General features: G+C 72.8%; 20 protein-coding genes. 3 read left to right on the forward strand and 17 right to left on the reverse strand.

The window, feature by feature from the left end; genetic code table 11:
- The 11 genes from ACEQ2X_RS15765 to pdxT all read right to left on the reverse strand — a co-directional run.
- Positions 1–388 (reverse strand): hypothetical protein (locus ACEQ2X_RS15765; RefSeq protein WP_370326787.1); only part of this gene is annotated, 388 nt, incomplete at its 3' end.
- A 110-nt stretch (positions 389–498) separates the two neighbouring features.
- Complete coding sequence (secF, locus tag ACEQ2X_RS15770; RefSeq protein WP_370326788.1) at positions 499–1,494, reverse strand: protein translocase subunit SecF; 996 nt, start codon at positions 1,492–1,494, stop codon at positions 499–501.
- Positions 1,491–3,176: a protein translocase subunit SecD gene (gene secD / locus ACEQ2X_RS15775; RefSeq protein ID WP_370326789.1), complete on the reverse strand. Its 1,686-nt coding sequence runs from the start codon at positions 3,174–3,176 to the stop codon at positions 1,491–1,493. The genes secF and secD overlap by 4 nt, the downstream gene beginning before the upstream one ends.
- A gap of 3 nt (positions 3,177–3,179) precedes the next feature.
- On the reverse strand, positions 3,180–4,067 hold the full coding sequence (locus tag ACEQ2X_RS15780; RefSeq protein ID WP_370326790.1) for a phosphohydrolase: 888 nt from the start codon (positions 4,065–4,067) through the stop codon (positions 3,180–3,182).
- A gap of 3 nt (positions 4,068–4,070) precedes the next feature.
- On the reverse strand, positions 4,071–4,538 hold the full coding sequence (gene yajC, locus ACEQ2X_RS15785) for a preprotein translocase subunit YajC (protein WP_370326791.1): 468 nt from the start codon (positions 4,536–4,538) through the stop codon (positions 4,071–4,073).
- A gap of 153 nt (positions 4,539–4,691) precedes the next feature.
- Positions 4,692–5,732, reverse strand: coding sequence for a Holliday junction branch migration DNA helicase RuvB (gene ruvB, locus ACEQ2X_RS15790; protein WP_370326792.1), 1,041 nt, complete (start codon positions 5,730–5,732; stop codon positions 4,692–4,694).
- Positions 5,732–6,325, reverse strand: coding sequence for a Holliday junction branch migration protein RuvA (gene ruvA, locus ACEQ2X_RS15795; RefSeq protein WP_370326793.1), 594 nt, complete (start codon positions 6,323–6,325; stop codon positions 5,732–5,734). The genes ruvB and ruvA overlap by 1 nt, the downstream gene beginning before the upstream one ends.
- Positions 6,322–6,924, reverse strand: coding sequence for a crossover junction endodeoxyribonuclease RuvC (locus ACEQ2X_RS15800; RefSeq protein ID WP_370326794.1), 603 nt, complete (start codon positions 6,922–6,924; stop codon positions 6,322–6,324). The genes ruvA and ACEQ2X_RS15800 overlap by 4 nt, the downstream gene beginning before the upstream one ends.
- Before the next feature lie 19 nt (positions 6,925–6,943).
- Positions 6,944–8,617: a putative bifunctional diguanylate cyclase/phosphodiesterase gene (locus ACEQ2X_RS15805; RefSeq protein ID WP_370326795.1), complete on the reverse strand. Its 1,674-nt coding sequence runs from the start codon at positions 8,615–8,617 to the stop codon at positions 6,944–6,946.
- Between the two features lie 3 nt (positions 8,618–8,620).
- Complete coding sequence (locus ACEQ2X_RS15810) at positions 8,621–9,373, reverse strand: YebC/PmpR family DNA-binding transcriptional regulator (protein ID WP_370326796.1); 753 nt, start codon at positions 9,371–9,373, stop codon at positions 8,621–8,623.
- Positions 9,374–9,982: a pyridoxal 5'-phosphate synthase glutaminase subunit PdxT gene (pdxT, locus tag ACEQ2X_RS15815; protein WP_370326797.1), complete on the reverse strand. Its 609-nt coding sequence runs from the start codon at positions 9,980–9,982 to the stop codon at positions 9,374–9,376.
- A 38-nt stretch (positions 9,983–10,020) separates the two neighbouring features.
- Here pdxT and ACEQ2X_RS15820 point away from each other — a divergent pair, with 38 nt between their 5' ends.
- The gene (locus ACEQ2X_RS15820; protein ID WP_370326798.1) at positions 10,021–10,515 is read left to right on the forward strand and encodes a hypothetical protein; all 495 of its coding nucleotides are present in this window, start codon (positions 10,021–10,023) and stop codon (positions 10,513–10,515) included.
- Between the two features lie 38 nt (positions 10,516–10,553).
- A complete protein-coding gene (locus tag ACEQ2X_RS15825) occupies positions 10,554–11,696 on the forward strand; it encodes a phosphatidylserine/phosphatidylglycerophosphate/cardiolipin synthase family protein (protein WP_370326799.1) in 1,143 nt (380 codons plus the stop codon).
- Between the two features lie 10 nt (positions 11,697–11,706).
- On the opposite strand, the gene pdxS is transcribed toward ACEQ2X_RS15825, so the two are convergent.
- Positions 11,707–12,606, reverse strand: a complete 900-nt coding sequence (gene pdxS, locus ACEQ2X_RS15830; protein ID WP_370326800.1) for a pyridoxal 5'-phosphate synthase lyase subunit PdxS — start codon at positions 12,604–12,606, stop codon at positions 11,707–11,709.
- Between the two features lie 192 nt (positions 12,607–12,798).
- Between pdxS and ACEQ2X_RS15835 the strand changes: the two genes are divergently transcribed.
- Positions 12,799–13,242, forward strand: a complete 444-nt coding sequence (locus tag ACEQ2X_RS15835) for a hypothetical protein (protein ID WP_370326801.1) — start codon at positions 12,799–12,801, stop codon at positions 13,240–13,242.
- Between the two features lie 156 nt (positions 13,243–13,398).
- Here ACEQ2X_RS15835 and ACEQ2X_RS15840 read toward each other — a convergent pair whose 3' ends face one another.
- The 5 genes from ACEQ2X_RS15840 to ACEQ2X_RS15860 are packed head-to-tail and all read right to left on the reverse strand — an operon-like array spanning position 13,399 to position 18,833.
- Positions 13,399–14,514, reverse strand: coding sequence for a DUF3048 domain-containing protein (locus ACEQ2X_RS15840; protein WP_370326802.1), 1,116 nt, complete (start codon positions 14,512–14,514; stop codon positions 13,399–13,401).
- 22 nt (positions 14,515–14,536) lie between these two features.
- Positions 14,537–15,730 (reverse strand): glycosyltransferase family 4 protein, encoded by a 1,194-nt coding sequence (locus ACEQ2X_RS15845; RefSeq protein ID WP_370326803.1) that lies wholly within the window; start codon positions 15,728–15,730, stop codon positions 14,537–14,539.
- Positions 15,727–16,779 carry a phosphatidylinositol mannoside acyltransferase gene (locus ACEQ2X_RS15850; protein ID WP_370326804.1) on the reverse strand — a complete coding sequence of 351 codons (1,053 nt, stop codon included), beginning with the start codon at positions 16,777–16,779 and terminating at the stop codon, positions 15,727–15,729. The genes ACEQ2X_RS15845 and ACEQ2X_RS15850 overlap by 4 nt, the downstream gene beginning before the upstream one ends.
- A gap of 19 nt (positions 16,780–16,798) precedes the next feature.
- Positions 16,799–18,226: an NAD-dependent succinate-semialdehyde dehydrogenase gene (locus tag ACEQ2X_RS15855; RefSeq protein ID WP_370326805.1), complete on the reverse strand. Its 1,428-nt coding sequence runs from the start codon at positions 18,224–18,226 to the stop codon at positions 16,799–16,801.
- Positions 18,141–18,833 (reverse strand): CDP-alcohol phosphatidyltransferase family protein, encoded by a 693-nt coding sequence (locus tag ACEQ2X_RS15860; protein ID WP_370326806.1) that lies wholly within the window; start codon positions 18,831–18,833, stop codon positions 18,141–18,143. Before ACEQ2X_RS15860 ends, ACEQ2X_RS15855 begins: the two co-directional genes overlap by 86 nt.

Raw genomic sequence — 18,833 nt, forward strand, 5'->3', positions numbered from 1 at the left:
GGAGGTGGTCGCGCGCGGACGCGACGTCGATCGCCGGAGGATCGGGATCGGAGCCGACGAGCATGGCGAGCGGCGTGCCCTCGGCGTCGCGCAGCCAGGTCGCGACGACGACGCCCTCGAGCTGGTCGGCGAGCGCGTCGGAGCTGCCGGGATCGGCGTCGAGGTCCAGGATCACGACCGGGTCGCCGTCCTCGAGCAGCGCGCGGAGCTCGGTCAGGCAGCCCTCGGTGGGGGTGGCACCGACGTCGGCGGCGTCGAGGCGGGTCCGCATGCGGACCCCCTCCACCTCGCGGGCGAGGGTCCACCGGCGGATCCCGACCCGCTGGCTGAGCGCGGCGGCGACCTCACGGGCGACGGATTCGAACGCAGGCGGTTCGACCCCTGTCACGATGTCGCTCGACTGCACTGTTCCACATCCGATGCCCGCGCTGACTGCTCATCTGGTTGTACCCAGCGTGATCGGCGCGCACACCGACCGGATGGTCCGCCTGTGGACGGTCAGGCGCCGCGGGCGCGCTGCTTGAGCTCGGCGTACTTGGGCTCGCGCTCCTTCAGCCACACCAGCAGGGGCGCGGCGACCACGACCGAGGAGTACAGCCCGAGGAGCATGCCGATGAACAGGGCGAGGGACAGGTCGAGCAGCGTGGCGACGCTGGTGACCGCGAAGCCGATCGCGACGAGCACCGCGACGGGGAGGATCGACGTGACCGCGGTCGACAGCGACCGCATCAGGACGTGGTTGAGCGCGCCGTTGGCGACCTCGCCGTAGGTGCGCGTGGACACCCCGGACAGGGCCTTGGTCTCCTCGTCCACCCGGTCGAACACCACGACGGTGTCGTACAGCGAGTACCCGAGGATGGTGAGGAACGCGATGACGGTGGCGGGGGACACGCGGAAGCCGGTCAGGGCGTAGAGCCCGACCGAGGCGATCATGTCGTGGGCCAGGCTGGCGATCGCGGCGACGGCCATCCGCCACTCGAAGCGGATGCTCAGGTAGACCACCACGAGCAGCAGGAAGACGACGAGCCCGCGGACCGCCTGCTCGGTGATCTGCGCCCCCCAGCGGGGCCCGATGGTGGAGGCACTGACCTCCCCGCCGCTCAGCTCGGCGAGCACGTCGATGACGTCGTCCTCGCTGACGTCGGGGTTCTCGCTGAGCGCCTGCGTGGACACCTCGGCCCCGGCGCCGTCGTCGAGGATCTGGACGATGGTCTCGTCGATGCCGGCCTCGGTCAGCGCGGCCTCGATCTCCTCCACGTCGAGGGTGTGGTCGGCGTCGACGACGGTGAAGGACGACCCGCCGACGAACTCGATCGAGAAGTCGAGCCCGCGGACGAGCAGCGCCAGGGCGCTGACGGCGAGGATCGCGATGACGACGAGGAGCCACAGCCGCGACCGGCCGATGAAGTCGATCTCGGTCTGGCCGGTGACCAGGCGGGTGAGGATGCCGTCGCGGCCCTCCGGCCGGGTCGGCGTGGCGGTCGAGTCGCTCACTTGCGTCCCTTCTTGCCGGCGCGGCGGGTGCGGGCCACGGTGCTGCGCTCCTGCGCGGCCTGCCGCTGCTCGTCGGTCACCCCGGCGCCGAGGCCGACCCACGGCGCGGACGCGAGCTTCGGGCTGCGGGCGACCAGGCCGAACATCCCGCGGGTGAAGGTGGCGAACAGCAGCACGTCGATGATCGTCGACATGCCGAGGGTGAAGGCGAACCCGCGGACGGGCCCGACGGCGAGGAAGTACAGCACCACGGCGGCGAGGAAGCTGACGACGGCGCCGGTGAAGTTGGTCCTGAAGGAGTTGTGGAAGGCGTGCTCGGCGGCGGTGCGGATGGTCCGCCCGGCGCGCAGCTCGTCGCGGTACCGCTCGCGGTAGATGATCGAGGAGTCCCCGGCGATGCCGATGGAGATGATGATGCCGGCGATGCCGGCGAGGGTGAGGGTGAACCCGACGAGCTCGCCCAGGACGATGAGCAGGCCGTAGATGGTCGCGACGCCGACGACGATCTCGAGGGCCGCGAGCAGGCCGAGCCCGCGGTACAGCACGACCAGGTAGACGGTGACGAGGGCGAGGCCGATCACGCCGGCGACGAGCGCGGCGTCGAGGGAGTCCTCGCCGAGCGTCGGGCTGATCGTCTGGAAGGTCCCGAAGTCGAGCTGGATGGGGAGGGCACCGGACCGCAGGACCAGGGCGAGGTCCTTCGCGGCGTCCTCCTCCCCCACCTGGATGACGGCCTGGCCGTTCGGGATGCCCTGCCCGCAGGCGATGTCCTGGGCCATCGGCGAGGCCTGCTCGACGACGTTGTCGAGGACGATCGCGAGCTGGCGGGTGACGCCCTGGTTGCAGGCCAGCTCGGCGGTGATCTGCTCGAACGCGTCGGCGCCCTCGGAGTCGAACTCGAGCGCGGTCAGCCACGTCTGGCCGAGCCCGCCGGGGGCGATCTCGGCGCGCGCGTCGGTGAGGGAGTCGCCGGAGACCGTCGCCGGTCCGAGCTGCAGCCGGGCCCACTGGTCGCGGGGCAGCTCGTCGCCGTTCGCGTCGGTGGTGCGCAGGCACAGCACGACCGGCTCGTCGGGGTCGGGGACGCTCAGGTCGTCCCGCTCGTCACAGGTGGCCCCGGCGTCGACCGGCGCCGCCGGCTCCTCGGTGGCGGGCGCCTCGCTGACGGGCTCCTCGCTGGCGGGCGCTTCGGTGGGGTCCGCCTGCGCGACGGTCTTGCTGGCCTCCGGGGCCGGGTCGGCGCCCTCAGTGGGGAGCGCGTCCTCGGAGGGGAGGGGGAGCGCCTCGGCGGTCGGCGGCGTGAACTCGCCGGTGGTGCCGGGCGGGATCTCGGCGAGGACCGGCCGGAACTGCAGCTGGGCGGTGCGGCCGATGATCTCGCGGGCCTGGGCCTGGTCGGCGACGCCGGGGAGCTGCACCTGGACGGTGTCGCCCTGACGGGCGATGTCCGGCTCGGCCACGCCGAGCGCGTCCACGCGCTCGCGGATGGTCTGCACGGTCTGGTCGAGGACCTCGACGTCGATCTCACCCTGCCCCTGCGCGGGGATCAGGTCGGCGCTGACGCCGCCCTGCAGGTCGAGGCCCAGCCGGGGCTCGAGGCCCGCGACGAGGATCCAGGTCCAGAGCGCGCCCAGGAACACCAGGTAGGCGACGATGAGGGCGGTCAGGCGGCTTCGTGACATGGGCTACAGCACCGGGACGTCGTTGACGGTGATCTTGAACTCGGCGCCCAGCGTGCGGCCGGCGCGACGGCACATGACCATCCGCTCCATGAAGATCTCGAAGTACTCGAAGACCGGGGTGACCGAGGTGTCGACCTCGAGCTCCAGCGTGAGGGTCTTCGACGGCACGGTGATCCGCGCCGGGGAGTGGTCGCGCGCGGGGTCGAGTCCCTCCTCGCGCCGCACGTCGTCCAGCTCCTTCTCGAAGCCGGCCTCCTCGCTGATCGGCTCCGGCTCGATCCGATCGGAGACGCGGAGGAAGCTCGACGTGACGGCGTAGTTGACCCGGTCGTGGATGTCGGCCTCGATGTCGCCGGTGTCCCGCACCCGCGAGCGGTGCACGTCGGACTTGTCGGCCACGATCACCGCGGCGCTGACCGGGCTGACCGCGACGCCGTACTGCTCCTCGTGGTTGCCGACCGCACCCATGATCTGGGCGATGTCGACCATCGGGATGTCGAGCTCGCGCAGCACCGTGAAGGCGATGATCCCGGAGGTCTGGCCGTGCTGGGACCGGCTGACGACGTTGCCGATGTCGTGCAGGTAGCCGGCGACCGCGCCGAGCTCGGCGAGGTGCTCGTCGTGGCCCAGGTGGGTCAGGACGTTGTAGGCGATGTGCCCGACCAGGTTGGCGTGGCGGAAGCCGTGCTCGGTGAAGCCCTGCGCGGAGAGGAACTCGTCGGCCATCTCGAGCATGCCGGAGATCTCGGCGTGCTGGCGCACGGTGTCGAGCAGCGGGATGCGGCTGCGGCCGGTCGACTGCTCCGGGGTGGTCTGCTCGAGCCCCTCCGCGGTCCTCCCGCCGAGGGGGACGCTGGCAGGCAGCAGCTCGGACTCGACGTGGGAGTCCAAGGGCTAGCGGGTCCCGTCGTCGGTGGGGCGGTCGTCGTCGACGGTGTCGACGTCGTCGTCGAAGTCGAAGTCGTCCTCGTCGCCGAAGTCGTCGTCGAAGTCGTCGTCCAGGTCGTCGAGGTCATCGCTCGGCTCGGTGAGCGACTTGCTCACGGCGTTGCGGGCCATCGTCACGACCGTGCCGGGGGCGATCTCGACGCTCATCGTGTCGTCGGTCAGGCCGACGATCTCGCCGTGGAACCCGCCGATCGTCACGATCCGGTCCCCGATGCCCAGCTTCTTCAGCATCGACTGCTGCTCCTGCTGGCGCTTCCGCTGGGGGCGGATGATCAGGAAGTAGAAGACGAGGCCGATCAGCAGGAACGGCAGGAGCGAGGCGATGGGGTTCGCGGCTGCGGCGCCGTCCCCGCCGTTCTCGGCGAGGAGGATGGCGTCGGACGCGCTCGCGATGATGGTGGTGGTGATGGCCATGTCGAACCCTTGGTCCAGCCGTTGGAGTCTCGGTCGTGGCGCGCCGCGGTCGATCGACCGGGGTGCAGGCGCACGCGAGGTCAGCGCACTGCCTGGCGCGACGAGCAACGGTAGCACCTCACCGAGAGGCCGCTGCGCCCGCCGTCGGCCGGGTCAGCCCTCGAACAGTCGGGGGACGTCGGCCTCCGGCGGGGCGAACGGCAGGTCGAGGTGGGCGAACGCGGCGGCGGTCGCCACCCGGCCGCGGGGCGTGCGGGCGAGCATCCCCCGCTGGATCAGGAACGGCTCGACGACGTCCTCGACGGTGTCGGGCTGCTCGCCGACCGCGACCGCGAGCGTGCCCAACCCGACCGGTCCGCCCCCGAAGTCGCCGCACAGGCGGTGCAGGACCATCCGGTCGAGCTTGTCCAGGCCGGCGTGGTCGACCTCGAACATCTCGAGGGCCGCCGCCGCCGTGGCGGCGTCGACGGTGCCGTCGCCGCGGACCTCGGCGTAGTCGCGGACCCGCTTCAGGAGGCGGTTGGCGATCCGGGGCGTGCCGCGGCTGCGGCGGGCGATCTCCTCCGACCCGGCGGTGTCCACCGGCACCCCGAGCAGCTCGGCGGAGCGCCCGACGATGCGGGTGAGGTCGGCCGCCTCGTAGAACTCGAGCCGGGTCGCGAAGCCGAACCGGTCGCGCAGCGGGCCGGTCAGCAGACCGGTGCGGGTCGTCGCCCCGACCAGGGTGAAGGGGGGGAGGGGCAGCCGGAAGGCCTTCGCGGCCGGGCCCTTGCCGACGACGATGTCGAGGACGAAGTCCTCCATCGCCGGGTAGAGGATCTCCTCCACCGCCCGCGGCAGCCGGTGGATCTCGTCGAGGAACAGGACGTCGCCCTGCTCGAGGTTCGTGAGGATGGCGGCCAGGTCGCCCGGGCGCTCGAGCGCCGGGCCGCTCGTCGCCCGCAGGGCCGCGTCCATCTCGGCGGCGACGATGTGGGCGAGGGACGTCTTGCCGAGCCCCGGCGGGCCGCTGAACAGCAGGTGGTCCGCGGCCGCACCGCGCTGGCGGGCACCGGTCAGGATCAGCTCGAGCTGGGCCTTCACCCGGTCCTGGCCGACGAACTCCCCCAGGCGGCGCGGTCGGAGGGACGTCTCGAGGTCCGCGTCGTCGGCGGCGGGCTGGGGGTCGAGCAGCGGCTCGCGGTCGGCGTCCATCAGGTCGCCAGACCGCGCAGCGCCAGGCGGATCAGGTCCTCGGCGCTCGCATCGCCGGGCAGGCCGCGCAGGGCCGCCTCGACCTCGCCGGCGCCGTAGCCGAGGGCGCCGAGCGCGAGGCGGGCCTCGGACCGGGGATCGCTCGCCGTCGGGCCCGCGCCGACGCTGGTGGCGCCGGCGGTGGCGAGGTCGCCCAGCGACCCGACCTTCGAGCGCAGCTCGAGGATCATCCGCTGGGCGCCCTTCTTGCCGACCCCGGGCACGGCGGTCAGGGCGGTGACGTCGTCGGCGATCACCGCCGCCCGGAGGCCGTCGGCGCCCAGGGTGTCGATGGCGGCCAGGGCGATCTTCGGGCCGACCCCGGACACGCTGAGCATGACCGTGAACAGGTCGCGGTCGGCGGGGCCGGTGAAGCCGTACAGATCCATCGCGTCCTCGCGGACCGCGAGGTGGGTGTGGAGGGTCAGCTCCTCGCCGCGTCCGGCAAGACGCGCGCCGGTGGGCACCCGCACCCGGTAGCCGACGCCGGCGACGTCGAGGATCACCTCGCCAGCCGAGAGCTGGGCGACGACGCCGCGGAGGAGGGCGATCACCGTCCCCTCCCCTCCCCCGGTCGGCGGATCGGCGCGAGGCCCGGGCCGGCGTCGGCCAGCGCCGCGGCGAGTCGCGGCGGCAAGCCAGCCGGTTGGTTGCGAACACCGGGTTGTTGCAGGTCGCCTGGTTGTTGCAGGTCACACAGCGCGACCGCGAGGGCGTCGGCGCGGTCAGCCGGGGTGGGTGGCGCGTCGAGGCCGAGCAGGTGGGCGACCATGTAGCCGACCTGGTCCTTCGCCGCGTCGCCGACGCCGGTCACCGCCGCCTTGACCTGCGACGGGGTGTACTCGACGACCGGCAGGTCGTGGACCGCGCCGAGCAGGTGGACCAGGCCGACGACCTGCGCGGCGCCGATGCCGGTGCGGGCCTGGGCGTTGATGAAGACCCGCTCCACCGCCAGCACGTCGACGTCGTGGCGGACCAGCGTCGCCTCGATCGCCCGGTGGACCGCGTGCAGCCGCTGCCCGTGCGGCGTGTCCGCCCCGGTGGCGACGACCTCGGCGTGCAGCTGCGACGGGCGTGGCCGTCCTGCGGCCACCACCGCGATCCCGCAGCGGGCCAGGCCGGGGTCCACCCCCAGCACGATCCGTCCGAACATGCGTTTGACCCTAGCAGCGTCACAGCCGACTGGGGTGAGCCAGCCCCGGGTGGCCGACGAGGTCCTCGACGGGCGACGGGAGACCGACCAGCCAGCCTTGTGCGTGGGTGAAGCCCAGGTCGGTGGCGAGCTCGAGGTCGGCCGGCTCCTCCACCCCCTCGACGACGGTGCGGATCCCCAGGGCCGGCCCCAGCCCGGCGATGGCGCGCAGCACCTCCCGGGGGGCGTGGCCGCGGCGCGCGGCGGCGACGAAGTAGGCGTCGACCTTCAGCACGTCGATCGGCAGCTCGCTGACCGAGCGGAGCGACGAGCTGCCGACGCCGAAGTCGTCGACCGCGATCATGACCCCCAGCCGGCGGACGGCCGCGAGGCTCTGCGTGACCTGCGCGACGTCGCGCATCAGCATCGTCTCGGTCAGCTCGAGGACCAGCCGGCCGGCGGGCACGCCGAAGGCGGCGGCCTGCTCGACGACGCGGTGCAGGGACCCCGGACCGGCGAGGTCCTCGGTGTCGAGGTTCACGCTCAGCCGCACCCACCCGGGCAGCTGCGCCATGGCGGCGAACGCGGCCTCGCGGGTCCGCCAGGAGATCCGCGGCCACGCGCCGAGGTGGTCCGCCGCCTCGATGAAGCGGCCCGCGGCGACGACCCCGTCGGGGGTGGCCATGCGGGAGAGCGCCTCGACGGCGCGGATGTCGCCGCCGTCCACCTTCACCACGGGCTGGAGGTGCGCGGTCATCTGCCCGCGGGCCAGCGCACGGCTGAGCCGCCGCTCCATCGCCGCCCGCTCGGAGTCCCAGCGGCGCAGGTCCGCGTCGTAGCTGCGCATCCGGCCGGGTCCCTGCCGCTTGGCGGACGATGCCGCGGTGTCGGCTTCGTGCAGCACCCCTTCGGCGTCGCCGTCGAGGGCAGCGGTCGCCCCGACGCTGACGCTCAGCCGCACGCGCCGGCCGAGGACGGTGACCTCGCCCGACACCGCGTGGAGGCGCTCGGCGAGCCCAGCCGACAGCGCGTCCAGGGCAGCCGGCGTGGCGTCCCCGCGGGTTCCCCGCGCCAGCACCACGAACTCGTCGCCGCCCATCCGGCCGACCACCCCGCCCTCGGGCGCCGCGGCCTCGATGCGCCGCGCGAGGGCGCGGAGGACCTCGTCGCCGACCCGGTGGCCCATCCGGTCGTTGATCAGCTTGAACCCGTCGACGTCGACCACCGCGACGGCGACCGGGACGCCGTCGGCCAGCCACGCGTCGAGCTGGGTCAGCGCCGCGGCCCGGTTGGCGACGTCGGTGAGCGCGTCGTGCGTAGCCGCGTGGTGCAGCACCCGCGCGGCGCGACGGTGGTCGGGGATGTCCTGGCTGACCGCGTACACGCGGCCGCTGACCGGCTCGTGCCGGATGGCGTAGACCACCTGGAGGTCGTTGCCCTGGCGGTCGAGGGTGCGCAGCTCGACCTCGACGATCTCACCGGCGATGGCGCGGGCGAGCGCCTCCTCCCAGGCCGGCAGGTCGTCCGGGTGCACGGCGTCCTGGACCGTCCGGGTCATGACGTCCTCGAACGGCATCTTCACCAGGTCGCAATAGGCCTCGTTCGCCCACACCGACCGCCCGGAGGTGTCGAGCACCGAGACCGGGACCGGCAACAGGTTGCCGATCCGCCGGATCGACTCCTGCTCCAAGCCCTCCCCCCCGAGCGCCGACATGCCCTACGCGACGGCCTCCAGCAGGTCGTCGGCGATGTCGTAGTTGGCGTAGATCTCCTGCACGTCGTCGGCGTCCTCGAGGGCGTCGATGATCCGCAGGACCTTCTTCGCCGAGTCCTCGTCCGTGATCGGGACGTTGACGCTCGGCAGCATCGTCGAGTCCGACGAGGAGACGGTGATGCCCGCCGACTCGAGGGCCTTCCGCAGGCCGTTCACGTCCTCGGGCGCGCAGGTGATCGTGAACTGCTCGTCGTCGGCGGTGACGTCCTCGATGCCCGCCTCCAGGCCGGCCACGAGCAGGTCGTCCTCGGACGTCCCGTCCGCCGGGACGGTGAGCACGCCGGTCCGGGTGAAGAGGTAGTTGACCGCGCCGGGCTCTGCGAGCGACCCGCCGTGCTTGGTGAACGCCGCCCGCACGTCAGCGGCCGCACGGTTGCGGTTGTCGGTCAGGCACTCCACGTACACCGCGACGCCGCCGGGGGCGTAGCCCTCGTAGAACACCGTCTCCCACTGCGCGCCCCCGCCCTCCTTGCCGGAGGCCCGATCGAGCGCGCGCTGGATGTTGTCCTTCGGGACCGACGCGTCCTTCGCCTTCTGGACCATGGTCGCGAGCGTCGGGTTCGCGTCGGGGTCGGCGCCACCTTCGCGGGCTGCGGCTTCGATGGCCTTGATCAGGCGGGCGAAGAGCTTGCCGCGCTTCGCGTCGGCAGCGCCCTTCTTGCGCTTGATCGTGGACCACTTGCTGTGTCCGGACATCTACGTCACCCTGAGCATCTCGAGGAACAACTGGTGCAGACGGGGGTCGCCGGCGAGCTCCGGGTGGAACGCGCTCGCCAGCAGCCGGCCCTGACGGCAGACCACGATGCTATCGCCGGCCGCCTCGTCCCCCACCCGGGCGAGCACCTCGACGCCCTCGCCGGCCCGCTCGATGGCGGGGGCGCGGATGAACACCGCCCGCAGCGGTCCGCCGTCCACGCCGCGGACGTCGAGGTCGGCCTCGAAGCTGTCGACCTGGCGGCCGAAGGCGTTGCGGCGCACCGTGATGTCCATCGCGCCGAGCAGGGGCTGGTCGGCGGGTCGGCCGTCGTGGTGGGTGGCCTGCGAGGCGAGCAGGATCGCGCCCGCGCAGGTCCCGAAGACGCCCATGCCGTCGACGATGCGGCTCTTGAGCGGCGCCATCAGCTCGAACAGGGTCAGCAGCTTCCCGATGGTCGTCGACTCCCCGCCGGGGATGATGAGCCCGTCGAGGCCGTCGAGCTCGTGGGCGTGGCGGACCGGCGCGGCGGTGACGCCGAGCCCCTCGAGGATGTGGAGGTGCTCGGCCACGTCGCCCTGGAGCGCCAGCACGCCGATCGTGGTCGTCATCGCCCCCAACCTATGCGGGGTGGCAGGATCGGCGTCCCATGAAGGCCCTCGTCATCACCCGCCCCCCGCAGATCCGCGTCGCCGCGATGCTGACCCTCGTCGTCATCGTCAGCTGGGCCGCGGTCAACGCCGACCTGTCGGACTTCGGCGTGCTGGCCTACCCCGCGATCGTGGCGCTCCAGACCGTGCGCGAGTGGAGCTGGCGCCTGGAGGTCACCACCCGCGGCCTCCACGAGCGCCAGGGGGTGGGTGCGCCCCGGGACATCGACTGGAAGGCGGTCGACGCCGTGATCATGCCGGACGCCGCGTGGTGGCGGATCAACCCGGTCCTGAAGGTCGAGGGCGCCCCCAACATCCAGATGACCGCCACCGAGGACGTCGACGCCGTCATCCGGCTGGCCCAGCAGAAGCGGAAGGAGATCATCGGCGACCCCGCGTCGATCTCGCTCACCCGCTCCCTCACCCCCTGGGTGGTGCTGCTCTGCCTGGCGTGCCTGCTGCTCGGCGCCCAGATCGCCGGAGCCGCCACGTGACGGGTTCCACGGAGGGTCAGCCGGGTACACCGAGCGCCATGCATCGAGCGCGCACCATCCTGGAGGGGGTCACCGGCGCCACCGTCTCGGTCGGCAACGCCGTGGACGTCTACCGCAACGGGGACGAGATCTTCCCGGCCATGCTCGAGTGCATCGAGCGGGCCGAGCGGACGATCGACCTGCTGACGTACGTGTACTGGACGGGCGACATCGCCCAGAAGATGGCGCACGCCTTGGCCGAGCGCGCGCGGGACGGGCTGCGCGTCCGGGTGATCCTCGATGCGGTGGGCGCCTTCTCGATGAACTCCGAGCTCGTGGAGGAGATGCGCGAGGCGGGCTGCCACGTCGAGATGTTCCGCACCGTCGACGACCGCCCGACCCGCCTGCACCACCGGACCCACCGCAAGCTGCTGGTGTGCGACGAGTCGACCGCGATGACCGGCGGGGTCGGCATCGCCGAGGAGTGGGAGGGGGACGCGCGGAACCCCGACGAGTGGCGCGACACCCACTTCCGCGTCCGCGGTCCCGCGGTCCGTGCGATGACCGCCGCGTTCATCGAGCACTGGGTGGAGTGCGGGCACCCGACGTGGACCGACGACGACACCTTCCCCGACCTGGACCGGGCCGGGGACTGCGACGTCCTCGTGCTCCGGGGGACGTCCGGCCCGTTCTGGCACGACATCGGCCTCGCGATGGACGCCCTGCTCCGGGCGGCGGAGTCGAGCATCCACCTCACCACCGCGTACTTCGTGCCGGGCGAGAGGATGCTCGAGCTGCTGTGCGACGCGGCGACGCGCGGCGTCGACGTCCAGCTGCTGCTGCCGGGCACCCACCTCGACAAGCGCGTGGTGCACCTGGCCAGCTCCGACGACTACGAGCAGCTGCTCGAGTGCGGCGTCACGATCCACCACTACGAGCAGACGATGCTGCACGCGAAGACCCTCACGATCGACGGCCAGATCGCGCTGGTCGGCTCCGCCAACATCGACGAGCGGAGCATGCGCCACAACGAGGAGATCTGCCTGGCCGTCTTCTCCGAGGGGCTCTGCGAGACGCTCGAGGGCCACTTCGCCGACGACGTCGCCGCGTCCGAGCTGATCGACCTCGAGGGCTGGCGCGACCGCCCGATCTACAAGAAGTGGGCCGAGGCGATCGTCAACCCGATCCAGGACCTCTTGTAGGGGCTCGTACCTACCAGCCGCGGCTGGCCAGCCGCTGGGTCTCCGACAGGTCGTCGAGGTTGATGCCGACCATGGCCTCCCCGAGGCCGCGGGACACCTTGGCGATCACGTCGGGGTCGTTGCAGTAGGTGGTGGCCTGCACGATCGCGCGGGCCCGCTGGGCCGGGTTGCCGGACTTGAAGATGCCCGATCCGACGAACACGCCGTCCGCGCCCAGCTGCATCATCATCGCGGCGTCCGCGGGTGTGGCGATCCCGCCGGCGGTGAACAGCACCACCGGGAGGGTGCCGGTCTCGGCGACCTCGCGGACCAGCTCGACCGGCGCCTGCAGCTCCTTCGCCGCGGAGTAGAGCTCGTCGGCGCTGAGCCGGCTGAGCCGGGCCATCTCGCCGCGGATCGCCCGCATGTGCCGGGTGGCCTCGACCACGTTGCCGGTGCCCGCCTCGCCCTTCGAGCGGATCATCGCCGCGCCCTCGGCGATGCGCCGCAGCGCCTCGCCCAGGTTCGTCGCGCCGCACACGAACGGGACGGTGAAGGCGTGCTTGTCGATGTGGTGGGCCTCGTCGGCGGGGGTCAGCACCTCGGACTCGTCGATGTAGTCCACGCCGAGGGACTGCAGCACCTGCGCTTCGACGAAGTGGCCGATCCGCGCCTTCGCCATCACCGGGATCGACACCGCGTCGATGATCCCGTCGATCATGTCGGGGTCCGACATGCGTGCGACCCCGCCCTGGGCGCGGATGTCAGCCGGGACGCGCTCGAGCGCCATGACGGCGACCGCGCCGGCCTCCTCGGCGATGACGGCCTGCTCGGGTGTGACGACGTCCATGATAACGCCGCCCTTGAGCATGTCGGCCAGGCCGCGCTTGACCCGGCGCGTGCCGGTCACTTCAGTGGTGGACTCGCTCATGGCCGTCATGGTATCCGCCACCCCGCGGGCCACTGCGGCAGGCCACTGCCACCGCGACGACCAGGGGCACCCTCGTAGGGGAGGGGTGCCGTCGCACCTTGCAGCGACACCGGCCGTCGGAGTCGGTGGGTGGCCGCGCGCCTGTGGACCGAGTGGGCGACCCTGTCGCACGGGTGGCCCACCATCCGGTGCATGGAGGACTCACTGCCACCACCGGCCCCGATCACGATGTCCCGAGCGGCCACCGACGTGCACCGCCTCCCCCCGGAGCCCGGGCGTCCGTGCCTCCGCGGGACCGAGCTGCGCTACCTGCTCATCCTGATCCTGCACCGCGAACGGCGCGCGCTGACGGTGGGTGAGCTCGTCGCGGCGGTCGACCGCGCGGGCTTCGACGTCCTCGGACGGCCCGGCAAGACGGTCTCCGACGCGCTGCGGTGGGAGGTCGACCGCGGGCGAGTGCGCAAGCCCGCCCGCGGCCGCTACGCGATCGGCACCGTGTGCCACCAGACGCGGTGGCGGATGCGGCGTCGGATCGCACGCCGCCGCGCGCTGGGCGGCACCTCGCACGTCCCCGGTTCGCGACACCCGCGCCCCGCGCCCGACGCCGCAGCGGCTCTGAGTCCGCCAGCGGCGTAGAAGGGGCATCGCCGGCCCATGCGCCCCGACGTGGTGGATCCGGCCCACACCCGGGCGACATCCACCACGTCACCAGGCCCGACGGCAGTCCCACCGAGGCGACCCGAGGACCCGTTGTCGCTGAGAGGTGCGACAGAGGGTCCGCGACGGAGACCGTCAGCCCTCCGTCGGCTCCTCGGTCGGGGCATCCGCGCTGATCGGGCCGGTCGGGGCGGTGTCGACGCCGAAGGCGTTGGGCTGCAGCTCGACCCACGTCCGCCCCGGCGCCAGCGGGAAGATCCGGCCGTCGGCGTCCAGCCACTCGAACTGGCTGTCGCGCGACGTCTTCCGCCACGAGCCGGTGAAGACCTGCCCGTCGCGGAGGAACGTGGCAGGTCCCTCCCCGATCAGGTCGACCCCGACGGTCGGGGCGCCGGAGACGTCGACCCCTCCCCCGCCGCGGATCCCGACCGAGGCGTAGACGACGTTCTCGGCCGCCACCTGCTGTCCGGAGGCGGCCAGGTGGCGGGTGCCGTTCTGCCCGCGTTCGAACACCTCGCGGTCGGCGCGCCACGCCCAGGAGTGGCTGTAGTCGTCGCTGAACGCGGCGGCGACCGCCTCGACGGGCGTGCCGTCGTCGGGCACCTCGGCGTCGAAGGGCCACGGCTCGGTGGCCGGCGGCGCGTCGGTGCCGGCGTCCCACAGGCGCTGGGCGATCGCGTTCAGGTTGTGCGGGGCCGCCCGGTCGCCCACCCGGTAGATCGCCCCGCCGGCCTGCCCCTCCTCGAAGACCGTCAGCCCGGCGCTGAACAGCACGTTGTAGGTCGGGGCAGCGGCGCCGGAGATGGCCAGGATCCCCTGGAACGGCGGGAACAGGTCGGCGTCCACGTCGCGACCGGACCGGACCGGACCCACCTCACCCGGGTCGGTGGACCCGAACACGGCGAGGAAGCGCGTGATGCCGCCCTCCACGAGCTCCTCGAAGACGATGTCGGCCTGATCGAGCCCCAGCTGGGGGCGGGCCGCCGGCGAGTTGTCGACCTTGATGCCGAGCGCCGGCAGGTCCAGGCGGGCAGGGTCCGCGACCTCCTCCCCCGTCAGCGGGTGGGTGGCCACCTCCTCGGTCGCGGTCGGCGTCGGCGTCGGCGTGGGAGTCGGCGTGGGGGTCGACTCCGTCGTCGGCACGGCGACCGGGGTGGGCGAGGCGGTCTCCTCCGGCTCGCCCGAGCCCGAGCACGCGGCGATCGCCAGGGCGAGGACGAGGAGGAGGGCGGTCAGGTGGCGGGTGCTCACGAGGGAGGGAGTGTAGCGACGCTCAGGAGGTGCTCCGACCAGCTGGCACGTCCGCCTCGCCGGCCTCCCCGGCCGCGGCGAGCTGCTCGGCCACGAAGCCGCGGTGGACCTCCCGGTAGATCTCCTCGACGCGCGAGCCGATCACCGACCAGCTGTACTCCTTCGCGGTCCGCTCGCCCTCCGCGGCCATCGCCGACCGCAGCTTCGCGTTGGCCAGCAGGGCGTCCAGGGCGTCGGCCAGCGCGATCGAGTCGCCCGGCGGCACCATCCGGCCCTGGACGCCGTCGGACATCACCGTCCGGTAGCCCGGGATGTCGCTGGCGACCACCGGCAGCCCGGCGGCCATGCCCTCGAGGAGGACGATCCCGAACGACTCGCCACCGATGGCCGGGGACACGAAGACGTCCGAGGAGGCGTGGTAGCGGGGCAGCTCGGCGTGGGAGACCGCGCCGACGAAGAGGACCTCGGTGCGCAGGCTCGGGGGGACCATGTGCTGGCAGCGCTCGCGCTCGGGCCCCTCCCCCACGACGCACAGCCGCAGGTGGTGACCCGAGGCACGCAACCGCAGGAACGCCTTGATGAGGGTCTCGAGCCCCTTGCGCTTCTCGAGGCGCCCCACGAAGAGGAGGAGGGGCCGGTCGGGGTCGACGAGGGCCTCGAGCGGCTCGGCGCCGGCGAAGCGGTGGTCGTCGACGCCGTTCGGCAGGATCGTGAAGCTGCTGGTCGGCACCCCCATGGCCTCGGCGGCGAAGCGCTGGGCCGAGGGGCTGACGGCGACGCGGACCTTCAGGTCCTGCACGATCTTGCGGATGAACGGGGCGGTCGCCCGGTAGATGCGGTCGGAGTCGGACCAGGCGTGGAACGTGCCGATCTTCGGCATCGGCCCGCCGACCGTGGCGGCCATCGACACCCACGGGGCGAGCGGCTCGTGGATGTGGGTGATGTGGGGCCCGTACTCCTGCAGGCCGCGGCGCATCCGGTACACCACCCGCGGCCCGAGGCCGACGGGGGCGACGGAGGAGTTGTAGCGGATCGGCACCGGCCGGCCGACGTGCTGGACGTACCGGTTGATGCCCTCGCGCGGGAGGCGGCCGCTGGTCGGCGCGAAGATCCGCACCTCGTGCCGCTCGAGGAGGAACTCGGCGAGGTTCGCGACGTGGGCCTTCACCCCACCGGGCTTGGACCAGTCGTACGGGCAGACGAGGGCGACCTTCACGAGGGCCGGTCCGCCTCGAAGATCGGTTGGAAGGCGTGCCACTGCGCGGGCGCGAGGCGGATCAGGTCCTCGAGGGCGTGGGCGGTCGCCTGGACGCCCTCCCGTGCGGTCATCTCCGCGGTGGAGAAGGCCGGGAGGACCTGCAGGTGGTAGCGCAGCCCCGGCCGGTGGAGCATCGTGATCGGGACGATCGCCGCACCGGTCCGCTTGCTGAGGAGGGCCGGGCCGGCGGGGATCCGGGCCGGCTCGCCGAAGAAGTCGACGAGCGGCGCGCGCCCGGACAGGTCGCGGTCGCTGAGCAGGCCCACGAGGTGGTTGGCGGCCAGGACGTCCCGCAGCCGTCCGGTGAGATCGTCGCCGCGTCGCAGCGGCACGATCTCGAGGCCGAGCGCCTCGCGCATCGTCACGAACTTCTTGAACACCTGGCGCGGCCGCAGCACCTCGGCGACGCAGGCGAGGTGGTAGCCGTGGCTCTCCGCCCACCGCGCGGCGATGTCCCACGACCCGTGGTGGGCGAGGAGGACTATGGCGCCACGACCCGTCTCGAGCACGGCGTCGAGGTGCTCGAAGCCACCGGTCGTGGTCCGCTCGTCGAGCCAGGACGGGTCGATGTCGGCCGCCCGGAACGCCTCGACGTGGTAGCGGGCGTAGCTGGCATAGGCCTCGGCGACCGTCGCGTCGAGCTCGGCCGGACCGACCACGCGGGACAGGTTCCGCCGGATCATCCCGTCGTCGGCGACCCTCGTGGCCACCCGCCCGCCAAGTGCGCCCAACCCGAAGGCCACCGACCGCGGGACCCGGCGCGTGCCCTCCCAGACCCCCTCCCAGACGTGGCCGGAGAGCCGCTGGCGGCGGGTCTCGGGGGTCCGCGGCGGCGGCACCCGGTCGACCGCCCCGTGGTTGCGGTCCACCACCGCCCCGGCCAGGCCGCTGCCCCGGTAGGCGTAGCGGCCGTCGGGGCCCGGTCCGTGCTCGGCCCGCGGGGCACGTGGAAGACCCGGCACCATCGGTGTCGGGTCGTGCGCGTCGGGGTCCGAGGCCACGTGCATCGCCCCGGAGACTACGCGGCTACCAGTCCGTGGCGATGTACTGGGTCTCGCAGAACTCGTAGATGCCCTCCGTCGAGCCCTCACGGCCGAGCCCGGACTGCTTCATGCCGCCGAAAGGGGAGGCGGGGTCGCTGACCAGGCCCTTGTTGAGGCCGATCATGCCGGCCTGGATGCGCTCGCTGACCGACAGGCCCTTCGCCAGATCGCGGGTGTACACGTAGCCGGTCAGGCCGAGCTCTGTGTCGTTGGCCATCGCGACGACCGCGTCGACGTCGTCGAAGGGGTAGACGGGCGCGATCGGCCCGAAGATCTCGGTGTGGGCGATCTCGCTCGCGTGGTCGACGTCGCCCAGCACGGTCGGCTCGAAGAAGTGCCCGGGACCGTCGATGGCCTTGCCGCCGACGGCGATCCTCGCGCCGTCACCGGTGGCGGAGCCGACCAGGCGGGTGAGGGACTCGACGGCGTCGGCGTCGATCATGGGGCCGCACCCGACACCCTCCTCGGTGCCCCGGCCGACCGTCACCTGCCCCATCCGCTCGGCGAGTGCGGCGGTGAAGTCCTCGGCGATGCCGCGCTGGGCGTAGAACCGGTTGGCGGCGGTGCAGGTCTCCGCGGAGTGGCGCATCTTCGCCGTCATCGCCCCCTCGACCGCGGCGTCGAGGTCCGCGTCGTCGAAGACGATGAACGGGGCGTTGCCGCCGAGCTCCATCACGGTCTTCAGCACCCGGTCGGCGGCCTGTCGCAGCAGGATCCGACCGACCTCGGTCGAGCCGGTGAAGCTCAGCATCCGCACCGGCGTCTGGGCGACGGCGGTCTCGACCCACGACGACGAGTCGGTGGTCGGGACGATGTTGACCAGGCCGTCCGGCAGACCGGCTTCGAGCAGGAGCTCACCGATCCGCAGGCTGGTCAGCGGCGTCTGCTTCGGCGGCTTGATCACCACCGCGTTCCCCGCGGCCAGGGCCGGCGCGAGCTTGCGGGTGATCATCGCCGCGGGGAAGTTCCACGGGGTGATCATGACCACCACGCCGATCGGCGGGTGGTGGACGATGATCCGCTTGTCCGCGGCGGGCGCGGTGCCGATCTGGCCGCGGATCCGGACAGCCTCCTCGGCGTTCCAGCGGAAGAACTCGGCGGCGTAGGACACCTCCCCCTTCGCATCCGAGAGCGGCTTGCCGTTCTCGGCGGTGATCAGCCCGGCGAGCTCGTCGGCGTGGGCGACCATCAGCTCCCAGGTCCGCCGGAGGATCTCCGACCGGTCCCGGGGCGGGGTCGCCGCCCACCGCTGCTGCGCGACGTGCGCCTTCGCGACGGCGTGGACCACGTCCTCTGGGCCGCCGGCCGCGACCTCGGCGATGGTCTCACCCGTCGCGGGGTCCTCCACCTCGAAGACCGCGCCGCTCGCGGTGTCGCTGAACGTACCGTCGATCATCATCTTGGTCTGCATGTCCCCATCCTCCCCCGCCCGGGCGGGCGCGATCCAGCCCGGCCTGCCGGCGGACCGCGACCAGGCGCTGGGCGATCGTGACCAGGCCGCCGACGGCGAGGACCCACCCGCCGAGGGCCAGGAGCCCCAGGCCGAGGCACGGCAGGACGATCGCCATGCGCTCGGGGCGCTCGATGATGCCGACGGTGGCGTCCCAGCCGAGCGACTCGGCCTTCGCCCGGATGTAGGAGGTCAGCATCGCGGCCGCGAAGGCGATCATGACGAGGGTGAACACCAGCGCGTCGTCGCGGGCGACCCAGGCGTAGGCGGCGAAGATCGTGGCGTCGGAGACCCGGTCGGCGACCGAGTCGTAGAACGCGCCGAACGGCGACGACGTGCCGGTGAGGCGCGCGACGGTCCCGTCGAAGGCGTCTAGGGCGACCGCGACGGCGACGACGCTCGCCCCCAGCACCGGACGTCCCGCGAGCACCACCCCGACGCCGGCGAGGACGCCGAGCAGCCCGATGGTGGTGATCGCGTTGGCGGTCACGCCCAGGCGCACGAGCCCCCGTCCGATCGGGACGACGACCCGGTCGGTGCTCGCGCGGAAGTAGGCGTTGACGGCCAC

This window comes from Euzebya sp. (assembly GCF_964222135.1).
Lineage (GTDB): Bacteria > Actinomycetota > Nitriliruptoria > Euzebyales > Euzebyaceae > Euzebya.